The sequence below is a fragment of the Pseudoxanthomonas sp. JBR18 genome, from assembly GCF_028198165.1.
In the GTDB taxonomy this organism is placed as follows: Bacteria; Pseudomonadota; Gammaproteobacteria; order Xanthomonadales; family Xanthomonadaceae; genus Pseudoxanthomonas_A.
In genome coordinates, this window is the sequence record NZ_CP116339.1 from 923,679 (window position 1) to 939,096 (window position 15,418).

17 protein-coding genes are annotated in these 15,418 nt (G+C 68.5%); 5 read left to right on the plus strand and 12 right to left on the minus strand.

Features of this window, described 5'->3' with window-relative positions; translation table 11 throughout:
• Nucleotides 1-13: 13 nt before the first annotated feature.
• The 11 genes from PJ250_RS04340 to PJ250_RS04390 form a co-directional block, all read right to left on the minus strand.
• Entirely contained in the window at nt 14-355 is a 342-nt protein-coding gene (locus PJ250_RS04340; RefSeq protein WP_271647320.1) for an antibiotic biosynthesis monooxygenase family protein, read from the minus strand.
• On the minus strand, nt 352-1,380 hold the full coding sequence (gene trpD, locus PJ250_RS04345) for an anthranilate phosphoribosyltransferase (RefSeq protein ID WP_271647321.1): 1,029 nt from the start codon (nt 1,378-1,380) through the stop codon (nt 352-354). The genes PJ250_RS04340 and trpD overlap by 4 nt, the downstream gene beginning before the upstream one ends.
• Before the next feature lie 2 nt (nt 1,381-1,382).
• Nucleotides 1,383-1,961 carry an anthranilate synthase component II gene (locus tag PJ250_RS04350; protein ID WP_271647322.1) on the minus strand — a complete coding sequence of 193 codons (579 nt, stop codon included), beginning with the start codon at nt 1,959-1,961 and terminating at the stop codon, nt 1,383-1,385.
• 10 nt (nt 1,962-1,971) lie between these two features.
• The gene (locus tag PJ250_RS04355; RefSeq protein WP_271647323.1) at nt 1,972-2,724 is read right to left on the minus strand and encodes an SIMPL domain-containing protein; all 753 of its coding nucleotides are present in this window, start codon (nt 2,722-2,724) and stop codon (nt 1,972-1,974) included.
• Nucleotides 2,725-2,781: 57 nt separating this feature from the next.
• Nucleotides 2,782-3,834, minus strand: coding sequence for a threonine aldolase family protein (locus PJ250_RS04360; protein ID WP_271647324.1), 1,053 nt, complete (start codon nt 3,832-3,834; stop codon nt 2,782-2,784).
• On the minus strand, nt 3,834-5,306 hold the full coding sequence (trpE, locus tag PJ250_RS04365; RefSeq protein ID WP_271647325.1) for an anthranilate synthase component I: 1,473 nt from the start codon (nt 5,304-5,306) through the stop codon (nt 3,834-3,836). Before trpE ends, PJ250_RS04360 begins: the two co-directional genes overlap by 1 nt.
• A gap of 308 nt (nt 5,307-5,614) precedes the next feature.
• A complete protein-coding gene (yegS, locus tag PJ250_RS04370; RefSeq protein WP_271647326.1) occupies nt 5,615-6,541 on the minus strand; it encodes a lipid kinase YegS in 927 nt (308 codons plus the stop codon).
• A gap of 221 nt (nt 6,542-6,762) precedes the next feature.
• Nucleotides 6,763-7,920 (minus strand): lactonase family protein, encoded by a 1,158-nt coding sequence (locus PJ250_RS04375; protein ID WP_271647327.1) that lies wholly within the window; start codon nt 7,918-7,920, stop codon nt 6,763-6,765.
• 46 nt (nt 7,921-7,966) lie between these two features.
• Nucleotides 7,967-8,446: a GNAT family N-acetyltransferase gene (locus PJ250_RS04380; protein WP_271647328.1), complete on the minus strand. Its 480-nt coding sequence runs from the start codon at nt 8,444-8,446 to the stop codon at nt 7,967-7,969.
• The gene (rpe, locus tag PJ250_RS04385) at nt 8,443-9,114 is read right to left on the minus strand and encodes a ribulose-phosphate 3-epimerase (protein WP_271647329.1); all 672 of its coding nucleotides are present in this window, start codon (nt 9,112-9,114) and stop codon (nt 8,443-8,445) included. Before rpe ends, PJ250_RS04380 begins: the two co-directional genes overlap by 4 nt.
• 27 nt (nt 9,115-9,141) lie before the next feature.
• Complete coding sequence (locus tag PJ250_RS04390) at nt 9,142-9,483, minus strand: J domain-containing protein (RefSeq protein WP_271647330.1); 342 nt, start codon at nt 9,481-9,483, stop codon at nt 9,142-9,144.
• Between the two features lie 178 nt (nt 9,484-9,661).
• On the opposite strand from PJ250_RS04390, the gene PJ250_RS04395 reads away from it, so the two are divergent.
• The 5 genes from PJ250_RS04395 to PJ250_RS04415 all read left to right on the plus strand — a co-directional run bounded on the left by PJ250_RS04395 (nt 9,662) and on the right by PJ250_RS04415 (nt 14,487).
• The gene (locus PJ250_RS04395; RefSeq protein ID WP_271647331.1) at nt 9,662-10,588 is read left to right on the plus strand and encodes a phosphoribosylaminoimidazolesuccinocarboxamide synthase; all 927 of its coding nucleotides are present in this window, start codon (nt 9,662-9,664) and stop codon (nt 10,586-10,588) included.
• Nucleotides 10,589-10,711: 123 nt separating this feature from the next.
• Entirely contained in the window at nt 10,712-11,188 is a 477-nt protein-coding gene (locus PJ250_RS04400) for a hypothetical protein (RefSeq protein ID WP_271647332.1), read from the plus strand.
• Between the two features lie 175 nt (nt 11,189-11,363).
• Nucleotides 11,364-11,930 (plus strand): hypothetical protein, encoded by a 567-nt coding sequence (locus tag PJ250_RS04405; protein WP_271647333.1) that lies wholly within the window; start codon nt 11,364-11,366, stop codon nt 11,928-11,930.
• A 114-nt stretch (nt 11,931-12,044) separates the two neighbouring features.
• Nucleotides 12,045-13,775: a peptidoglycan-binding protein gene (locus PJ250_RS04410; protein WP_271647334.1), complete on the plus strand. Its 1,731-nt coding sequence runs from the start codon at nt 12,045-12,047 to the stop codon at nt 13,773-13,775.
• Between the two features lie 229 nt (nt 13,776-14,004).
• A complete protein-coding gene (locus PJ250_RS04415; protein ID WP_271647335.1) occupies nt 14,005-14,487 on the plus strand; it encodes an Mpo1 family 2-hydroxy fatty acid dioxygenase in 483 nt (160 codons plus the stop codon).
• Here PJ250_RS04415 and PJ250_RS04420 read toward each other — a convergent pair.
• Nucleotides 14,481-15,389, minus strand: a complete 909-nt coding sequence (locus tag PJ250_RS04420; protein WP_271647336.1) for an NAD-dependent epimerase/dehydratase family protein — start codon at nt 15,387-15,389, stop codon at nt 14,481-14,483. The two genes, PJ250_RS04415 and PJ250_RS04420, sit on opposite strands and share 7 nt — an antisense overlap.
• Nucleotides 15,390-15,418: the final 29 nt, after the last annotated feature.

Genomic DNA, 15,418 nt, shown 5'->3' on the forward strand with positions numbered 1-15,418 from the left:
CAGCGGCGCTGCCCTAGCCGGCATCGCCGCCGTAGGCGCGCTCGACGCGCGCCACCCGCACCTGGAAATGGGTGTACCAATCGCGCCGACCGGTCGCGCGCACCGCGGCGTGTTCGGCATGCGCGCGCCACGCGGCGATGGCGGCCTCACTGTCCCAATAGGAAACTGTGATCCCGAAGCCATCTGCGTCGCGGGCGGATTCGACCCCAAGGAACCCCACCTGCTGGCGGGCGAGCGCGACCATGTGCTCGGCCGCCTCGCCGTAGCCCGCCGCATCGCCGTCGCTGCGGCGCGAGGAGAACATCACCGCCCAGTACGGCGGAGGCGGCAAGGCGGCGAACGCGCCATCATTCACGGCAACGCGCGGGTGAAATCGACGTACTGGCGCAGCTTGGCCGCCGCGCACCCGTCGGCGATGGCCGCGCGCGCCGCGTCGATCCCGGCGGCGATCGAGTCGCTCACGCCCGCCACGTAAAGGGCCGCGCCGGCGTTGTAGGCCACGATGTCCAATGCAGGGCCTGGCTCACCGGCCAGCACGGCGTGCAGGATGGCGATGGACTGCTCCGGGCCGTCGACCTTGAGGTTGCGACTGGCCGACATGGCGATGCCGAAATCCTCCGGATGCAGCTCGTACTCGCGTACCTGGCCATCGCGCAGCTCGCCGACCAGCGTGCCGGCGCCCAGCGAAAGTTCATCCATACCGTCGCGCCCCCAGACCACCAACGCGCGCTCGGCACCCAGTTCCTGCAGCACACGCGCCTGGATGCCGACCAGGTCCGGATGGAACACGCCCATCAGGATGTTCGGCGAACCGGCCGGATTGGTCAGCGGCCCGAGGATGTTGAAGATGGTGCGCACGCCCATCTCCCGCCGCACGGGCGCCACGACCTTCATCGCAGGATGATGGATGGGCGCGAACATGAAGCCGATACCCGTCGCCTCGATGGCGGCGGAAACCTGCGCTGGCTGCAATTCGATCTTCGCGCCCAGCGCCTCGAGCGCATCGGCGCTGCCGGACTTGGAGGACACACTGCGATTACCGTGCTTGGCCACCTTCGCGCCCGCCGCGGCTGCCACGAACATCGAACAGGTCGAGATGTTGAAGGTGTGAGAACCATCGCCGCCGGTGCCGACGATGTCGACCATGTGGGTGTGATCGGCCACCTCCACCGTGCGCGAGAACTCGCGCATCACCGTGGCCGCACCGGCGATCTCGCCGATGGTCTCCTTCTTGACGCGCAGGCCGGTGAGGATGGCCGCGGTCATCATCGGCGAGATCTCGCCGCGCATGACCTGGCGCATCAGGTCGACCATCTCGTCGTGGAAGATCTCACGATGCTCGATGGTGCGCTGCAGGGCTTCCTGCGCAGTGATGGTCATCTTCAGCGCTCCAGGAAGTTCTTCAGCAGCGCATGGCCATGCTGGGTGAGGATGGACTCCGGATGGAACTGCACGCCCTCCACTGGAAACGCGCGATGGCGCAGGCCCATGATCTCTTCGACCGAACCATCGTCATTCTCGGTCCAGGCGGTGACTTCCAGGGCCTCGGGCAGCCGCGCCTTGTCCACCACCAGGGAGTGGTAGCGCGTGGCCTCGTAATGATCCGGCAAACCGGCAAAGACACCCCGGCCTTCGTGGCGGATCGGCGAGACCTTGCCGTGCATGATGCGACCGGCACGAATCACCTCGCCGCCATAGGCCTGGCCGATGCTCTGATGACCCAGGCAGACACCGAGGATGGGCGTGGTCGGTCCCAGCTGCTCGATCACCTTGAGCGATACGCCGGCCTCGTTCGGCGTGCATGGACCGGGCGAAATCACGATGCGCTGCGGTGCGAGCTTGGCGATCTCCTCCACGCTGAGCGCGTCATTGCGCACCACCTCGACCTCGGCACCCAGCGCCTGCAGGTACTGCACAAGGTTGTAGGTGAAGCTGTCGTAGTTGTCGATCATCAGCAGCATGGCGGGAATCTCATGGTGCGATCAGGAAGATCGCATAGACGTTTTCGGAGAGGGTGAGGCTGCCGGCTTCCAAAGCCTCGCCATCGGCCACCTCAACAAACTGGGGCGGCGGCGGAGGCACAGCGGAGGGCGCAGGCGGTACGGCGGTCCTGGCCTGCGGCCAGGTCCCGGCCTGGATGCCGTAGCTGAAAGCCGGCGCGACATCGGAGATGGTGTAAAGCCCGGCCAGCTTGACGCCGTAGGCGTCGGCCAGGCCTTCGGCTGTTTCGCGCGACTGCCTGGCGGCCTCGCCTTTCAGCGTCCTGCGAAGGCCAACTTCGTCGCTGTAGCTCGGCGTAATGCCGGACAGTTGCAGTGACTCGCTTGTCTTGAGCTCTGCCAGAAACGCACGCGTGTCGGCCAGCGTCTTGAAGGTCGCCCCCAAACGGCGTGTCACCTCGCTGCCCTTGAACACTTGGCGCCCGTCGACGTATTCGATTTTTGGCTGGATCGTCAGCGTCGCCGCATCGATCGAGTCGGGCAGCACGTGATGCCTGTGGAAAGCGGCCAACACGATCTTCGCATCGGCCTGTACCTGCGAGCGTGCAAGCTCGGGTGAAACATCGACGCGCTGCAGCGTCACCAGCACACCGAAACGATCCGGCTTCACCTCGCGGTGCGCCTCGCCCTTGACCAGCAGGTGCGGCTGCGAGGGCAGGCTGTTGACCTGCGCCGTGGCGACGACGGGAAGGAACAGCGACATCATGATCAGCAAACGCTTCATCTCAACGCTCCCTGTTGAAGGATCGATCGGAAAATCCCCAGACATCCGCACGCATGGCTATCGCACCAGACCGGCAACCGCGTGGATCAGTGCGTCCACCGATTCAGGGCGTGTCGCCCAGGAGGTGACGAAGCGGATCACGGCTTGGCTGTCGCTGTAGGGCGCCCAGTGTTCGAAGGAGGTCATGCGGGCCAGCGCTTCGATGTGCGCGTGCGCAAACACCGGGAAGATCTGGTTGCTGGGCGAATCGATCAGCATCGGCACGCCGGCGGCCTTGAGCCCGGACTGCAAACGTTGCGCCGTCGCATTGGCGTGCGCGCCGAGTTCGACGAATAGCCCGCCCTCGAACAGGGCCTCGAACTGACAGCCCACGACCATGCCCTTGGCCAGCATCGCGCCGCGCTGCTTGATCAGGTAGCGCAGGTCGGTCTGCAGCGCGGGCTCGACCACCACCAGCGCCTCGCCCAGCAGCGCACCGTTTTTGGTGCCGCCGATGTAGAAGGCGTGGGTGAGCGCGGCGATGTCGACCAGACTGAGGTCATCGCCCGCCGCGGCCAGCGCGCTGCCCAATCGCGCGCCGTCGAGGAAGAACAGCAGACCGTGCGCATCGCACAGCGCGCGCAGCGCCTGCAATTCGGCCCTGGTGTACAGCGTACCCAGCTCGGTGGTGTTGGACACGTACACCAGGCGTGGCTTGACCATGTGCTCGCTGGTGTTCTCGCGCAGCAACGCACGCACGCCATCGGGCGTGAGCTTGCCGTCCACGTGCGGGGCGACCAGCACCTTGTGGCCGGTCGCTTCGATCGCACCGGTCTCGTGCGTGGCCACGTGGCCGGTGTCCACCGCGATCACCGCCTCGTGCGGGCGCAGGAACGCGGAGATCGCCAGCAGGTTGGTCTGTGTGCCGCCTGCGAGGAAGTGCACCTGCGCCTGCGGCTGGCCACAACGCGCGACGATCAACTCGGCCGCGTGCAGACTGTGGCGATCCAGGCCATAGCCGATGTTCTGCTCGCCACTGGCCTGCGCGAGCGCCTCCAGCAGGCGCGGATGCGCGCCCTCGCTGTAGTCGTTGCGGAACGAAGCCAGCTGGGCCATGCCGTTGCCGTCCATCACAGCCCCTTGGCCGCCTGGGCGACGGCGCGGAACAGGGCGCGGCCCTTGTTCATGGTCTCCTTCCACTCCAGGTCCGGATCGGAGTCGTAGACCACCCCGCCGCCGGCCTGCACGTACAAGTGGCCGTCCTGGATGACGGCGGTGCGGATGGCGATGGCGGTGTCGGCATCGCCATGCCAACCGATGTAGCCGACCGCGCCGGAATACACGTTGCGCTTGACCGGTTCGAGTTCGGCGATGACTTCCAACGCGCGGATCTTCGGCGCGCCACTGACGGTGCCGGCCGGGAAGGTCGCGCGCAGCACATCGGCGTAGCTCAGGCCTTGCTTCAGCTTGCCGGTGACCTCGCTGACGATGTGCATGACGTGACTGTAGCGCTCGATCACGAACTGCTCGCCCACTTCCACCGTGCCGGGCTCGGCCACGCGGCCGACATCGTTGCGGCCCAGGTCGATCAGCATGACGTGCTCGGCGCGCTCCTTCGGATCGGCCAGCAGCTCGGCTTCCATGGCCGCGTCTTCTTCGGGCGTGTGGCCGCGCCGACGCGTGCCGGCGATCGGCCGCACGGTGACGGTGTCGCCCTGCAGGCGGGCCAGGATTTCCGGCGAGGAGCCGACCACCTGGGTGCCGCCGACATCGATGAAGTACATGTACGGCGACGGGTTGAGCGCGCGCAGCGCGCGGTACACGTCGACCGGGCGCGCGCGGAACGGCACGCGCAGGCGCTGGCTGGGCACGACCTGGAAGATGTCGCCGGCGCGCACATATTCCTGCGCGGTGCGCACCACGGCGTGGTACTCCTCACGGGTGAAGGAGGAGCGGAAATCGCCCTCGTCGATCGCGTCGGAAAGCTGCGCCTGCGGATAGCCTGCGCCGGCCTGACGCAGGCGATGGGCCAGTTCGTCCAGGCGGCGGTTGGCCTTTGCCCAGGCCTGTGGCTGGGTCGGATCGGCGTGCACGATCAGGTACAGCCGGCCCTTGAGATTGTCGAACACCGCCAGCTCTTCGGAGAGCATCAGCAGGATCTCGGGGGTGTTCAGCTCGTCCGGCTTGTCCACCGCCAGGCGCGGCTCGATGTAGCCGATGCATTCGAAGCCGAACCAGCCCACCAGCCCGCCGGTGAAGCCCGGCAGGCCTTCGAGTCTGGGCACCGAGTGGGCGGCGCGCAGCGCTTCGACCTCGGCCAGCGGATCGGCGACCTGCCGCGATTCGACCACCTCGCCGTAGTCGCGCGTCTCCAGCGTGTGGCCGCGCACCGCGTACACGCGCCGCGCCGGCAGGCCGATGATGGAATAGCGGCCGAAGCGCTCGCCGCCTTCGACCGATTCGAACAGGTAGGTATAGGGGCCGTCGGCGAGCTTCAGGTAGACCGAAAGCGGCGTGTCCAGGTCGGACAGCACTTCACGGACAACGGGGACGCGGGTATGGCCTTCAGCAGCGTGCTGTTGGAACTGCTCTGCGGTGATCAAGACGGCTTTCCTTCCAGGACTCGGTGGCGGGGCGGACGACGGCAACAGGCCACCATCGCCACGCGCGGCGAGCGGAAAGGGAGGAACGCTTGGTCGTCACGGCGGGCACGGGCGGTACTGTACCGCAATGCGGCAATCGTGCAATCAGGCCCGGGCATGACGCTGGGCGAGGGGCCGTCGGCCCGCATCGCGCCATGCGCGGTCCGCCGAAAACTGGCCCGCGCACAGGCGCCGCGCGACCGCTCAGGCAGCCCTTCTCAAGACGCGCTGGCGGCAACTGAAGTCGTTTGGGGCGTGTCGCGCGGGCTTCAGCCCAACAGCGGACAGCTATCTGGCAGATGCAGGCGCAAGCGGCCCGGCACGCAGTCGATGCGAAAGTGGCGCGAGGTTTCCGGCTCACCATCCAGGTTGAGGGTGATCGGCCGTTCGGCGTCAATCTCTACCCAGGCCAGCCGTCGGCGCACGGCCACCTGTTCCAGCGCCGCGCGCTTGCCGCCGGTGATCAGCGTGCCCAGCGTGGCGGCGAACGTGCCGCTCAATTCGGGAATGAGCGTCAGGTCCAGCAGACCGTCATCGATCAGCGCGTCCGGGCATAAGTCCTGTCCGCCGCCTGCCTGGCGGCCGTTGCCCAATCCCAGCGCGATGAAGTCGCCTTCCCAGGCGAAGTCGGGACCGCTGAAGCGCGCATGCAGCGGCTCGATCCTCCCCAGGCGAGCCAGCCCGGTGACCACATAGGCCAGCCCCCCGAGCACCCGCTTCATGGCCTCGTCGGTTTCCACCGTCACCTGGGTCCCAAAGCCGCCGGTGGCCACGTTGGCACACCAGTGCGGATCGCCGTCGGCGGTGACCCGAAGCAGGTCGATGGCCCGCGCCCGGCTGGACTGGACCAGCGCCAGGGCGGCCATCGGTTCAAGCGGCAGCTCGGCAGCGGTGGCGAAATCATTGGCCGTGCCCAAGGGCAACAGGGCCAGGCTGGGCAGCGCATCGGCAGCCTTGGCGTGATGGGCCAGGGTGGCGGCCACCTCGCTGAGCGTGCCGTCGCCGCCGCCGGCGATCACCGTGTCCACGCCATCTGCGAGGGCTTCGGCGACATAGCGCTCGGCGTCGCCGGACTCCCAGGTGACCCGCACATCGAGCCGCACGCCACGCGCCCGCAGGGCGGCGACCGCGCTGCGCACCTCGTCGTTCCCCGCGGACTTGCCGTTGAGGATCAGACACCAGCGGGTTTGCGACATGGTGAAGGCGCAGCAGCGGACAGAGCGCGCAGGCTAGCAGCCGGCCGGCGCGCGCGTTGTCATGCTCCCGTCAGAAATCCCCCGCAACATCGAAGGCCATAGCAGGGATGACGGGCGGAGGCAGGATCAGCCTCCAGTTCTTCCGGGGCCGCGTCGGGGCAACTCGACGCGGTTCTTTTTTGTAGAAACGCCAGCCGACGCCTCAACTCCGTCGAGCCGGCTCAGGGTCGCAGGAACTTCAGGTCCGAGGGTGCGACCACATCGACGGTCTGGAGCATCTTGCCGAGCCGGCCGGTCGCCGCGTCGCGCGCGATCACCACGATGCGGTCGTCGCCCTGCGCGGCGACCAGCAGGTAACGGCCACTGGGATCGATGGAAAATTCGCGAGGCTGGCGACCCTCGGTGGCGCGACGCTGGACCAGCGACAGGCCACCATCCGCCCCCACCGCGAACACGGCGATGTGGTTGTCGGTTCCGCGATTGACCACGTACAGGAACTTCCCATCGGCCGACAGGTGGATCGCGCCGGCGCCGTTGTCGCCCTGGAAGCCTGCGGGAAACAGGTCCAGCGTCGTGTGCAGGGTCAGCGCCCCGTCGGCGTGCACGTCCAGCACCGCCACCTGCCCGGCCATCTCCAGGGTGAGGTAGGCATGGCGGCCGCTGGCGTCGAACACCAGGTGGCGTGGCCCGCTGCCCGGCGGCAACGCCAGGAACGGCACCTTGGCCGCCTGCAGCGGACGCTCGGCGCTGGCCTGCGGTGCGTAACGGTAGGCGTAGAGACGGTCGCCCCCCAGGTCGACGACGTAGGCGGTCTTGCCATCGGGGGCGAAGTTCACCGAATGAATATGCGACGACAGCTGGCGGTCGGTGTCGACCTTGCTGGCCTGGTAGCTGGACAGCTGGGTCACCGGCAGCAGCTTGCCGCTGGCATCGACCGGCAGCACCGCCAGGGTGCCGCCGGGATCGGCGCCGACTGAATAGTTGGCCACCAGCAGATAGCGCCCGTCGGGGGTGAGCGTGGCGTGGGTGGGGTGGTCACCCAGCGTCGAGACCTGATTGACGACCTGCAGGCGATGCGTGCCATCCAGGGTGAGCGCGGTCGCGCGGCCGATCGGGTCGTGCGCGCCCGGGCCGTTTTCATCCACCACGTAGACATGGGACTGGTCCGGGGCGACCACCACCCAGGACGGGTTGTCCAGGCGCAGCGCCTGCCAGGGCGTGGCCGACAGCCTGCCGCTGGCCGTGTCGAACTTGTAGGCATACAGGCCGGGCGCATCGCCCCGGGTGTAGGAGCCGACCAGCAGGTCGACCGAAGCAGCTTGGGCGGCCAGTGGTGCGACGGCCATGGCCAGCGCGGCCAGTTTGAACAACGGGGACATCGGACCTCCCAATCAAAGAACGGCGCGCACGCCGGGACCCGCGGCCTCAGCCGCGTGCAAAATCTGCCAGCGTCTGGCCGTCCATCCGGTAGACGGTCCAGGCGTCCATCGGCCGCGCGCCGGCGGCGCGATAGAAGTCGATCGCTGGCTGGTTCCAGTCCAGCACCGACCACTCGAAGCGGCCGCAGCCCTTGTCCACCGCCAGCCCGGCCAGGTGTCGCAGCAGGGCCAGCCCGGCGCCCTGCCCGCGCGCCTCGGGGCGCACGAACAGGTCTTCCAGATACAGGCCGTTGCGGCCCAGCCAGGTCGAGTAGTTGAAGAAGTACACCGCAAAGCCGACCGCCACGCCGTCCTGCTCGCAGATCACGCAGTGCGCGGTGGCGCCGTCATCGAACAGCGTGCGCGCCAGGTCGGCTTCGCTGGCCTTGACCGCATCGGGCTCGCGCTCGTATTCGGCCAGCGCCTTGACCAGTTCGAAAATCAGCGGCACGTCGCCACGCGTGGCGGCGCGGATCTGCAGGCTCATCGGGCCGACTCCACGGCCGCGCGCATCTGCGCGATGACCTGGCTGTAGTCGGCCGCGCCGAAGATGGCCGAGCCGGCGACGAAGGTGTCGGCGCCGGCGGCGGCGATCTGGCCGATGTTGTCGGCCTTCACTCCGCCGTCGATCTCCAGGCGGATGTCGCGGCCGGAAGCGTCGATGCGCTCGCGCACCGCGCGCAGCTTGTCCAGGGCCGAAGGAATGAAGGCCTGCCCGCCGAAGCCTGGGTTGACCGACATCAGCAGCACCAGGTCGACCTCGTCCAGGACCCAGTCCAGCACGTCCAGCGACGTCCCCGGGTTGAGCACCACGCCGGCGGTGCAGCCGTGCGACTTGATCAGCTGGATCGTGCGGTGCACATGGCGGCTGGCCTCGGGGTGGAAGCTGATGTTGCTGGCCCCGGCCTTGGCGAAATCCGGCACCAGGCGATCCACCGGCTCGACCATCAGATGCACGTCGATCGGCGCGGTCACGCCGTACTTGCGCAGCGCCTCGCACACCATCGGCCCGATGGTCAGGTTGGGGACGTAGTGGTTGTCCATCACGTCGAAATGGACCCAGTCGGCGCCAGCGGCCAGCACGGCGTCGACTTCCGCGCCCAGGCGGGCGAAGTCGGCCGACAGGATGGAAGGGGCGATGATGCAGTTGGACATGGGATTTCCGGAACGAAGAGAAAGGGGTCAGGCCGCGCGCTTGCGGCGCTGGGCCTTGATGCGGTCGTAGGCGGCGTTGAGCTCGCGCGCCCGCGCCTCGGCCCGGGCCTTGGCCTCGGGCGCGGCGTTGTGCATGCGGTCCGGATGGACCTGGCGGATCAGGCGGCGGTAGGCCTGGTCCACCTCGGCGTCGGAGGCATCCTGGGTCAGGTCGAAGGCACGGTAGGGGTTGTGCGGCTTCATCTTGAACCAGCCCCGGTCGAAGGCATGGCCCAGCAGCAGCCCGGCCAGCGCACCGAACACCGGCGTGGGCCGGAACAGCAACGCGCCGACGATGCCGCCCAGCAGTTTTCCGTACCAGCGGGTCATGGGGCCTGGGGGTGCGCAGAAGGGGGTGGGCCGCGCAGTTTACGGCACCTTGGGCCAGCTTCCCCTCAAGCACGCGCAGGCGCGTACACTACGCGGCCCGCCGCCGCCAGACCGGCGTGCCGGTGTGCCATGCGGACGGGGCCTTGTCGCGTTGAAAGCGCCACCCCAGGAGTGCCGTGTGCCCACCACGCTGTTGCAAGCCGATCTACCCGGTCTGACCCTTCGCCACCGCGGCAAGGTCCGCGACGTCTTCGAGATCCCGCGCGAGCGCCTGCCCGCCGACGCCCCTGCCGGCGACTACCTGCTGATCGTGGCCACCGACCGCCTGAGCGCGTTCGACGTGGTGCTGCCCGATCCGATCCCGGGCAAGGGCGAGATGCTGTGCCAGGTGTCCAACTTCTGGTTCGCCAAGACAGAACACCTGATGCCCAACCACCTCACCGGCATCGAGGTGGCCAGCGTGCTGCCCGAGGGCGTGGACCCGGCCCTGTACGCCAAACGCGCGGTGGTCACGCGCAAGCTCAAGCCGGTGCCGGTGGAGGCCATCGCCCGCGGCTACTTGATCGGCAGCGGCTGGAAGGACTACCAGCGCACCGGTGCGGTCAGCGGCATCGCCCTGCCCGACGGCCTGCAGCAGGCCCAGCAGTTGCCCGAACCGATCTTCACCCCCTCCACCAAGGCGGCGGTGGGCGACCACGACGAGAACATCGACTTCGACGCGATGGTCCGCAGCGTCGGCGCCGAGCTGGCCGAGCGCGTGCGCGATGCCACCCTGCGCATCTATGCCTTCGCCGCCGAGTACGCCGCGGCGCACGGCATCCTGCTGGCCGACACCAAGTTCGAGTTCGGCACCGATGCCGACGGCCGCCTGTACATCATGGACGAGATGCTGACCCCGGACTCCTCGCGCTACTGGCCGGCCGACGAATACAGCGTCGGCACCAGCCCGCCCAGCTACGACAAGCAGATCGTGCGCGACTACCTGGAGACGCTGGACTGGGGCAAGACCGCGCCGGGCCCGGTGCTGCCGCCGGAGGTCATCGAGCGCACCCGCGCCCGCTACGCCGAGGTGCTGGAAAAGCTGGCCGACATCCGCCTGGACTGAACGGCGCTGCGCACCCCGCGCGCAACGCGGGGTGCGCTTCACAAACTTGGCCGATGACGCCGGGTATCCTCCGGGCCGATGACGCGCCCGCCGCGGCGCCTTGTATGCGATCAGGAGGATCCAGTGGCCTTTATCCGCACGCTCGTGCCCGCGTCCGCGCTGATCCTGGCGCTCGCCGCCTGCAAGCCGCAGGCGCCTGACGCCGCCGCCGCGCCCGTCCGCACTGCGCAGGCCTCGTCCGCCGCGGCCCCGGCCCAATGTCCCGATGCGGACTTCGAACACTTCGTGCAGCGCTTCAGCGCCGACATCGCCGTCCAGGAAAAGGCCACGGCCGACCCGTTGACGATGATCCAGCTCGATCCGAACGCCCAGCCCGAACCTGCGCCGGTGACGCGTCAGGTCCCGCTGGCCGAGGTCGAATGGCCGGTGATGCCCAACCTTGAAGCGGCCCGCAACGGCGGGCGCGAGGTCGTGGTGTCCAGCGACGCCGGCGGGCGCAAGGTGCTGGTGCGCACGCCGGATACCGGCGACCAGCAGGCTTACTCCTTCGCCCAGCGACCTTGCTGGACCCTGGTGAAGGTGGACGACCAGTCGCTTTGAGTCGATCCATCGCTCGGACGGGCCATGGACGAAGGTACTGCGGCCGCTGAGCTTCGAGGATTTCGATCCAACCGGTCTGGACAAGCTCGAGCCCTCCCAGGATCACGCGCATGCCGAACACCGATGTCCATCTGGCTTGTTTTTCCGTGACTTGCACTGTCAAGGAGCTGACCTGATGCGCCACGCCCGCTTCATCCTGCCCACTTTCGGTCTCACCCTGGTGCTGGCCGCCTGCGGCGGAAAAGCGCCTTCCACGGACCACACAGCCGATACGTCTGTGCCGGCGACCACCTCATCTCCCTCTCCCGCTTCGACCGAGGCGGCCGCACAAGGACAGAACGGCATGATCAAGGAATGCCCAGGCGCACGCCTGCATCTGGCGACGCTGCCTCGCCAGGACGGCGCAGCCTCCACCAAGACCCAGGTCGAACTGGAACGCGACGGGCAACGTCAGGCCCTGGCCGCCCCCCCGGAGATGGCCGATTACACCGCCGTTGGCCTGGGCTGCGCCGAGGACGGCAAGGGCAGCGCCTACTTCGTCGTGCAATACGGCGAGCTGCCTTATGGCTGCGAGTTCTGCGAGTGGTTCTTCCTCTACGACGCCCAGGGGCACCTGCTGAATCACGCGACCCCGCCGCTGCGCGAGGAAGACGGCCAGCAGAGCCCGAACAACGACGAATACCAGCACAAGCTCGAGGCGTTGGGGCTCAAGCACCCGGAGGTGGTGCCCTACCCGTCCTGAGTCAGGAATGCGCTCGCACCGCTACACGGCGGCGCGCGGCCAAAGCAGTACGTAGTACATGGAGCAGTACCCCCTCCCAAGGAAGAATCCGTCTCATAGAAAGGAACGCACGACATGACCGACGACACGATCTACACCGAGATGGTGCAGCCGCGCGGGGCCGCCTATCGAAGCGACAGGATCAAACCCTGGAGCCACTACCGCGAACCCATCGACGCCGGCGATGGCGGTCTGCATGGCGAGTCTCGCCGCTGGGGCGATGCCACCCCGCAGACCCAGTCCAGGGTGATCGATCACTTGATCGACGCATCACGCGACGCCGGGCTCTCATCGCGCGAGACGGCCTATGTGCTGGCCATCGCCCGGATCGAATCGGGCTTCAACCCGGATGCGGCCGCGGGGACCACCTCCGCTTCTGGGCTTGGCCAGTTCATCGATCGCACCGGTGGCCAATACGGCCTCGACAATGCCAACCGCTTCGATGTGCAGGCCCAGTCGCAGGCGCTGGTGCAGCACTTCATCGACAATCGGGATCTGGCGCGCAGCCGTGGTCACGGCGAGGATTACATCTACAAGTACCACCACGACGGTCCGAGCAAGGACTACGGTGGCCTGGGCCTGTCCCAGCGCGAGGTGGCGCCCTACCTGGACCGCTACGAGCGTTTCGTCGAGCAGCGCCTGTCGCAGACCCAGGGGCATGCACCGACGCATGCGACGTCCTCCCCCGCATCCCACGCCGAAGGCCGCGGCGGCTTCCAGCAGACGATGGAACGCATGCTGCCGGGCCAGGGTGGTCACGAGCCCCACATCACAGGCAACTTCGGCGAACACCGCGGCAGCCGCGGAGCGCATGGCGGGACCGACTTCAACTACGAGGGCGGCCAGGCCGCCCGCAACCTGCGGCATCCGACCGTGCATGCGCCGATCGCCGGCACGGTGACCTTCTCCGGCGGCCAGTACGGCACGGTGAAGATTCGCGACGCGCAGGGCAACTCGCACGAGATCCTGCATCTGGATTCGCGTTCGGTCAGGGAAGGCCAGGTCGTGCGCGCCGGCGATCCGATCGGCACGATGGGCGGGCGCGGCCCTGAGGGTGCAGGCCAATATGCCCAGCACGTGCACTACCAGCTACGCGACCCGCAGGGTCATCTGATCAGCCCGCAGACGTTCTGGGATCGCCAGGCGCCGACGCAGACCACGTCCACGCCAACCTTGACCGCCGCACCCCACGGTGGCGCTGACGCCCAGGTTCTTCAGCACGGTGACCACGGCGCGCAGGTGCGCGCCTTGCAGCAGCAGCTCAACGCGCTGGGGCTGCACGACGAACACGGTCGACGGCTGGCCGAGGACGGGAAGTTCGGCGGGCACACGCAGGCGGCGGTGGAGCGGCTGCAGCGCGCGCACGGGATCGCGGTGGATGGCGAGGTCGGGCCGGAGACGCGCCGAGCGATGGCGCGCCACGCGCAGTCTGCGTCCACGCCTGGGGTGACAGCGCCCGTGCCCACCACGCACGCCGCCACGTCTCCGGGGCTGGACCAGGCCTCGCACCCGGACCACGGTCTGTACACGGCCATCCGCGCCCGGCTGCCGGCGCCCTACGCCAATGAACTGGCCGCGCACATCACCGCCCAGGCCAAGCAGCACGGCATCGACACGCCGGAGAAAGTCGGCGGCGTGGCCGTGCAGGACGGCAGGGCGTTCGTGGTGGGCACCACGCCGGGCTTCCGCGCCACGATCGATCTGGCGCAGCCGCCGAGCTTCGAGCACAGCAGCCAGCAGTTGCTCACGCGGCAAAGCGCGGCTCAGGTCATCGAACCGACACCTGCGGTGGCGATGCAGCGATGAGGGTGTGAGACCGGATTGGGCCAGACCTGCAACGGTGCGCCCACCGGAGAGTGAGGTGCACGCCTGAGCTCCCCTCCTTGCTTCGCAAGGAGGGGATAGGCTCGGTGCTTTGGCCGGACGCACGGCCCTGCGAGCGGCGACCGTGCCGCTGCCGCATTGCAGCAGCGATGCGCCCCGGGTACATCGTCGGGCGGCGGGCTATGCTGTCGGCCTTCCTGGGAGGGACCCGATGCAGCACGTCCACGCAGAACGCCCGATCGACCAGTGGTTCGCGCACTACGCGCGCGATCATCGAAACCCGGTCAACCAGGCCATCCACGTGGTGGCCGTGCCGGCCATCCTGTGGTCGGTGATCGCGTTGCTGTGGTGCATCCCGGTGACGGCGGGCTGGTTCAGCGCCGGACTGTGGGCGGGCCTGGCGATGTTCTGCGCCTGGGCGTTCTACAACCGGCTCTCGCGGCGCATCGGCTACGGGATGTTCGTGGTGTTCTTCACCATGGGCTGCCTGTGCCGGCTGATCTGGCTGCGCCTGGGGCTGGACGTGCTGCTGTACAGCGCGATCGCGGTGTTCGTGCTGGCCTGGATCGCGCAGTTCATCGGCCACCGGATCGAAGGGCGCAAGCCCAGCTTCCTCACCGATCTGGTCTACCTGCTGATCGGCCCGATCTGGGTGCTGGCCAAGTTCTACGGGAAGATGGGCTGGCGTTACTGACCCAGCATCGCCGCGGTCGGTGCAAAGCCGCGCGGCGCATAGCCGAAGTCGCGCTGCGCCGGCGTCAGGTCGAACACCAGATCCTGGCGCATGCGCGAGACCGCCGCGCCGGTGAGCGCGCGCGCCACGCCCACTGACTGCGCGGCGCGCACGACCACGCCAAACAGCGGCGGCGGAAGCTCCAGCAGGCGGGCCGGCGGTGACATTGCCGCCAGGGTCCGCGTCACCATCTCCCGATACGTCAGGCGCTCCCCGCCGGGTAGGGCATAGGCCTGGTCGAAGGTGGCCGGCACATCGAGCACGGCCAGGGCGGCTTCGGCCAGGTCGTCCACATGGACGGGCGCGCGCAGCCCGTCGGTGGCGCCGCGCGGCAGCGGGAAACACCGCAGGCGCCGGGCCAGCGCCGCGATCCGGGTCAGCGAGGCATCGCGACCGGCGCCATAGACCAGCGTCGGCCGCAGCAGCGTGGCATGGGCGCCGGTGGCGGCGGCCCGCGCGAACACGGTCTGCTCGGCCTGGCGCAGACGCGCGGCCAGGTCGCGCTCCTGGGCGCTGTCCGAATCCTGCTTGGTCCCCAGGCTGGTCGAACCGAAGGCCACCACGCGCGCCGCGTCGATGCCGCTGCCGGCGTACCAGTGGGCGAAGGCATCCAGCGGACCGGTGCTGAAGATCGCCTCGACCGCCGAGGGCAGCGCCGGCATCTGCTGCAACGAACCGCGCAGCCAGGTCAGTCCGGGACGCGCGTGCTGCGGCTGGCGCGAGAGCGCCAGCACCGACCAGCGGCCGCCTTCGAGCAATCGCGCCAGCAGGGCCGCACCGATCTGCCCGCTTCCGCCCAGCAGCAGCGCGGTCCGCGGTGGGGTGGATCGTTCGGCATAGGCAATGGCGTGCGGGGATGGCATCCGCTCAGGATAGGCCAACGACGCGTGGA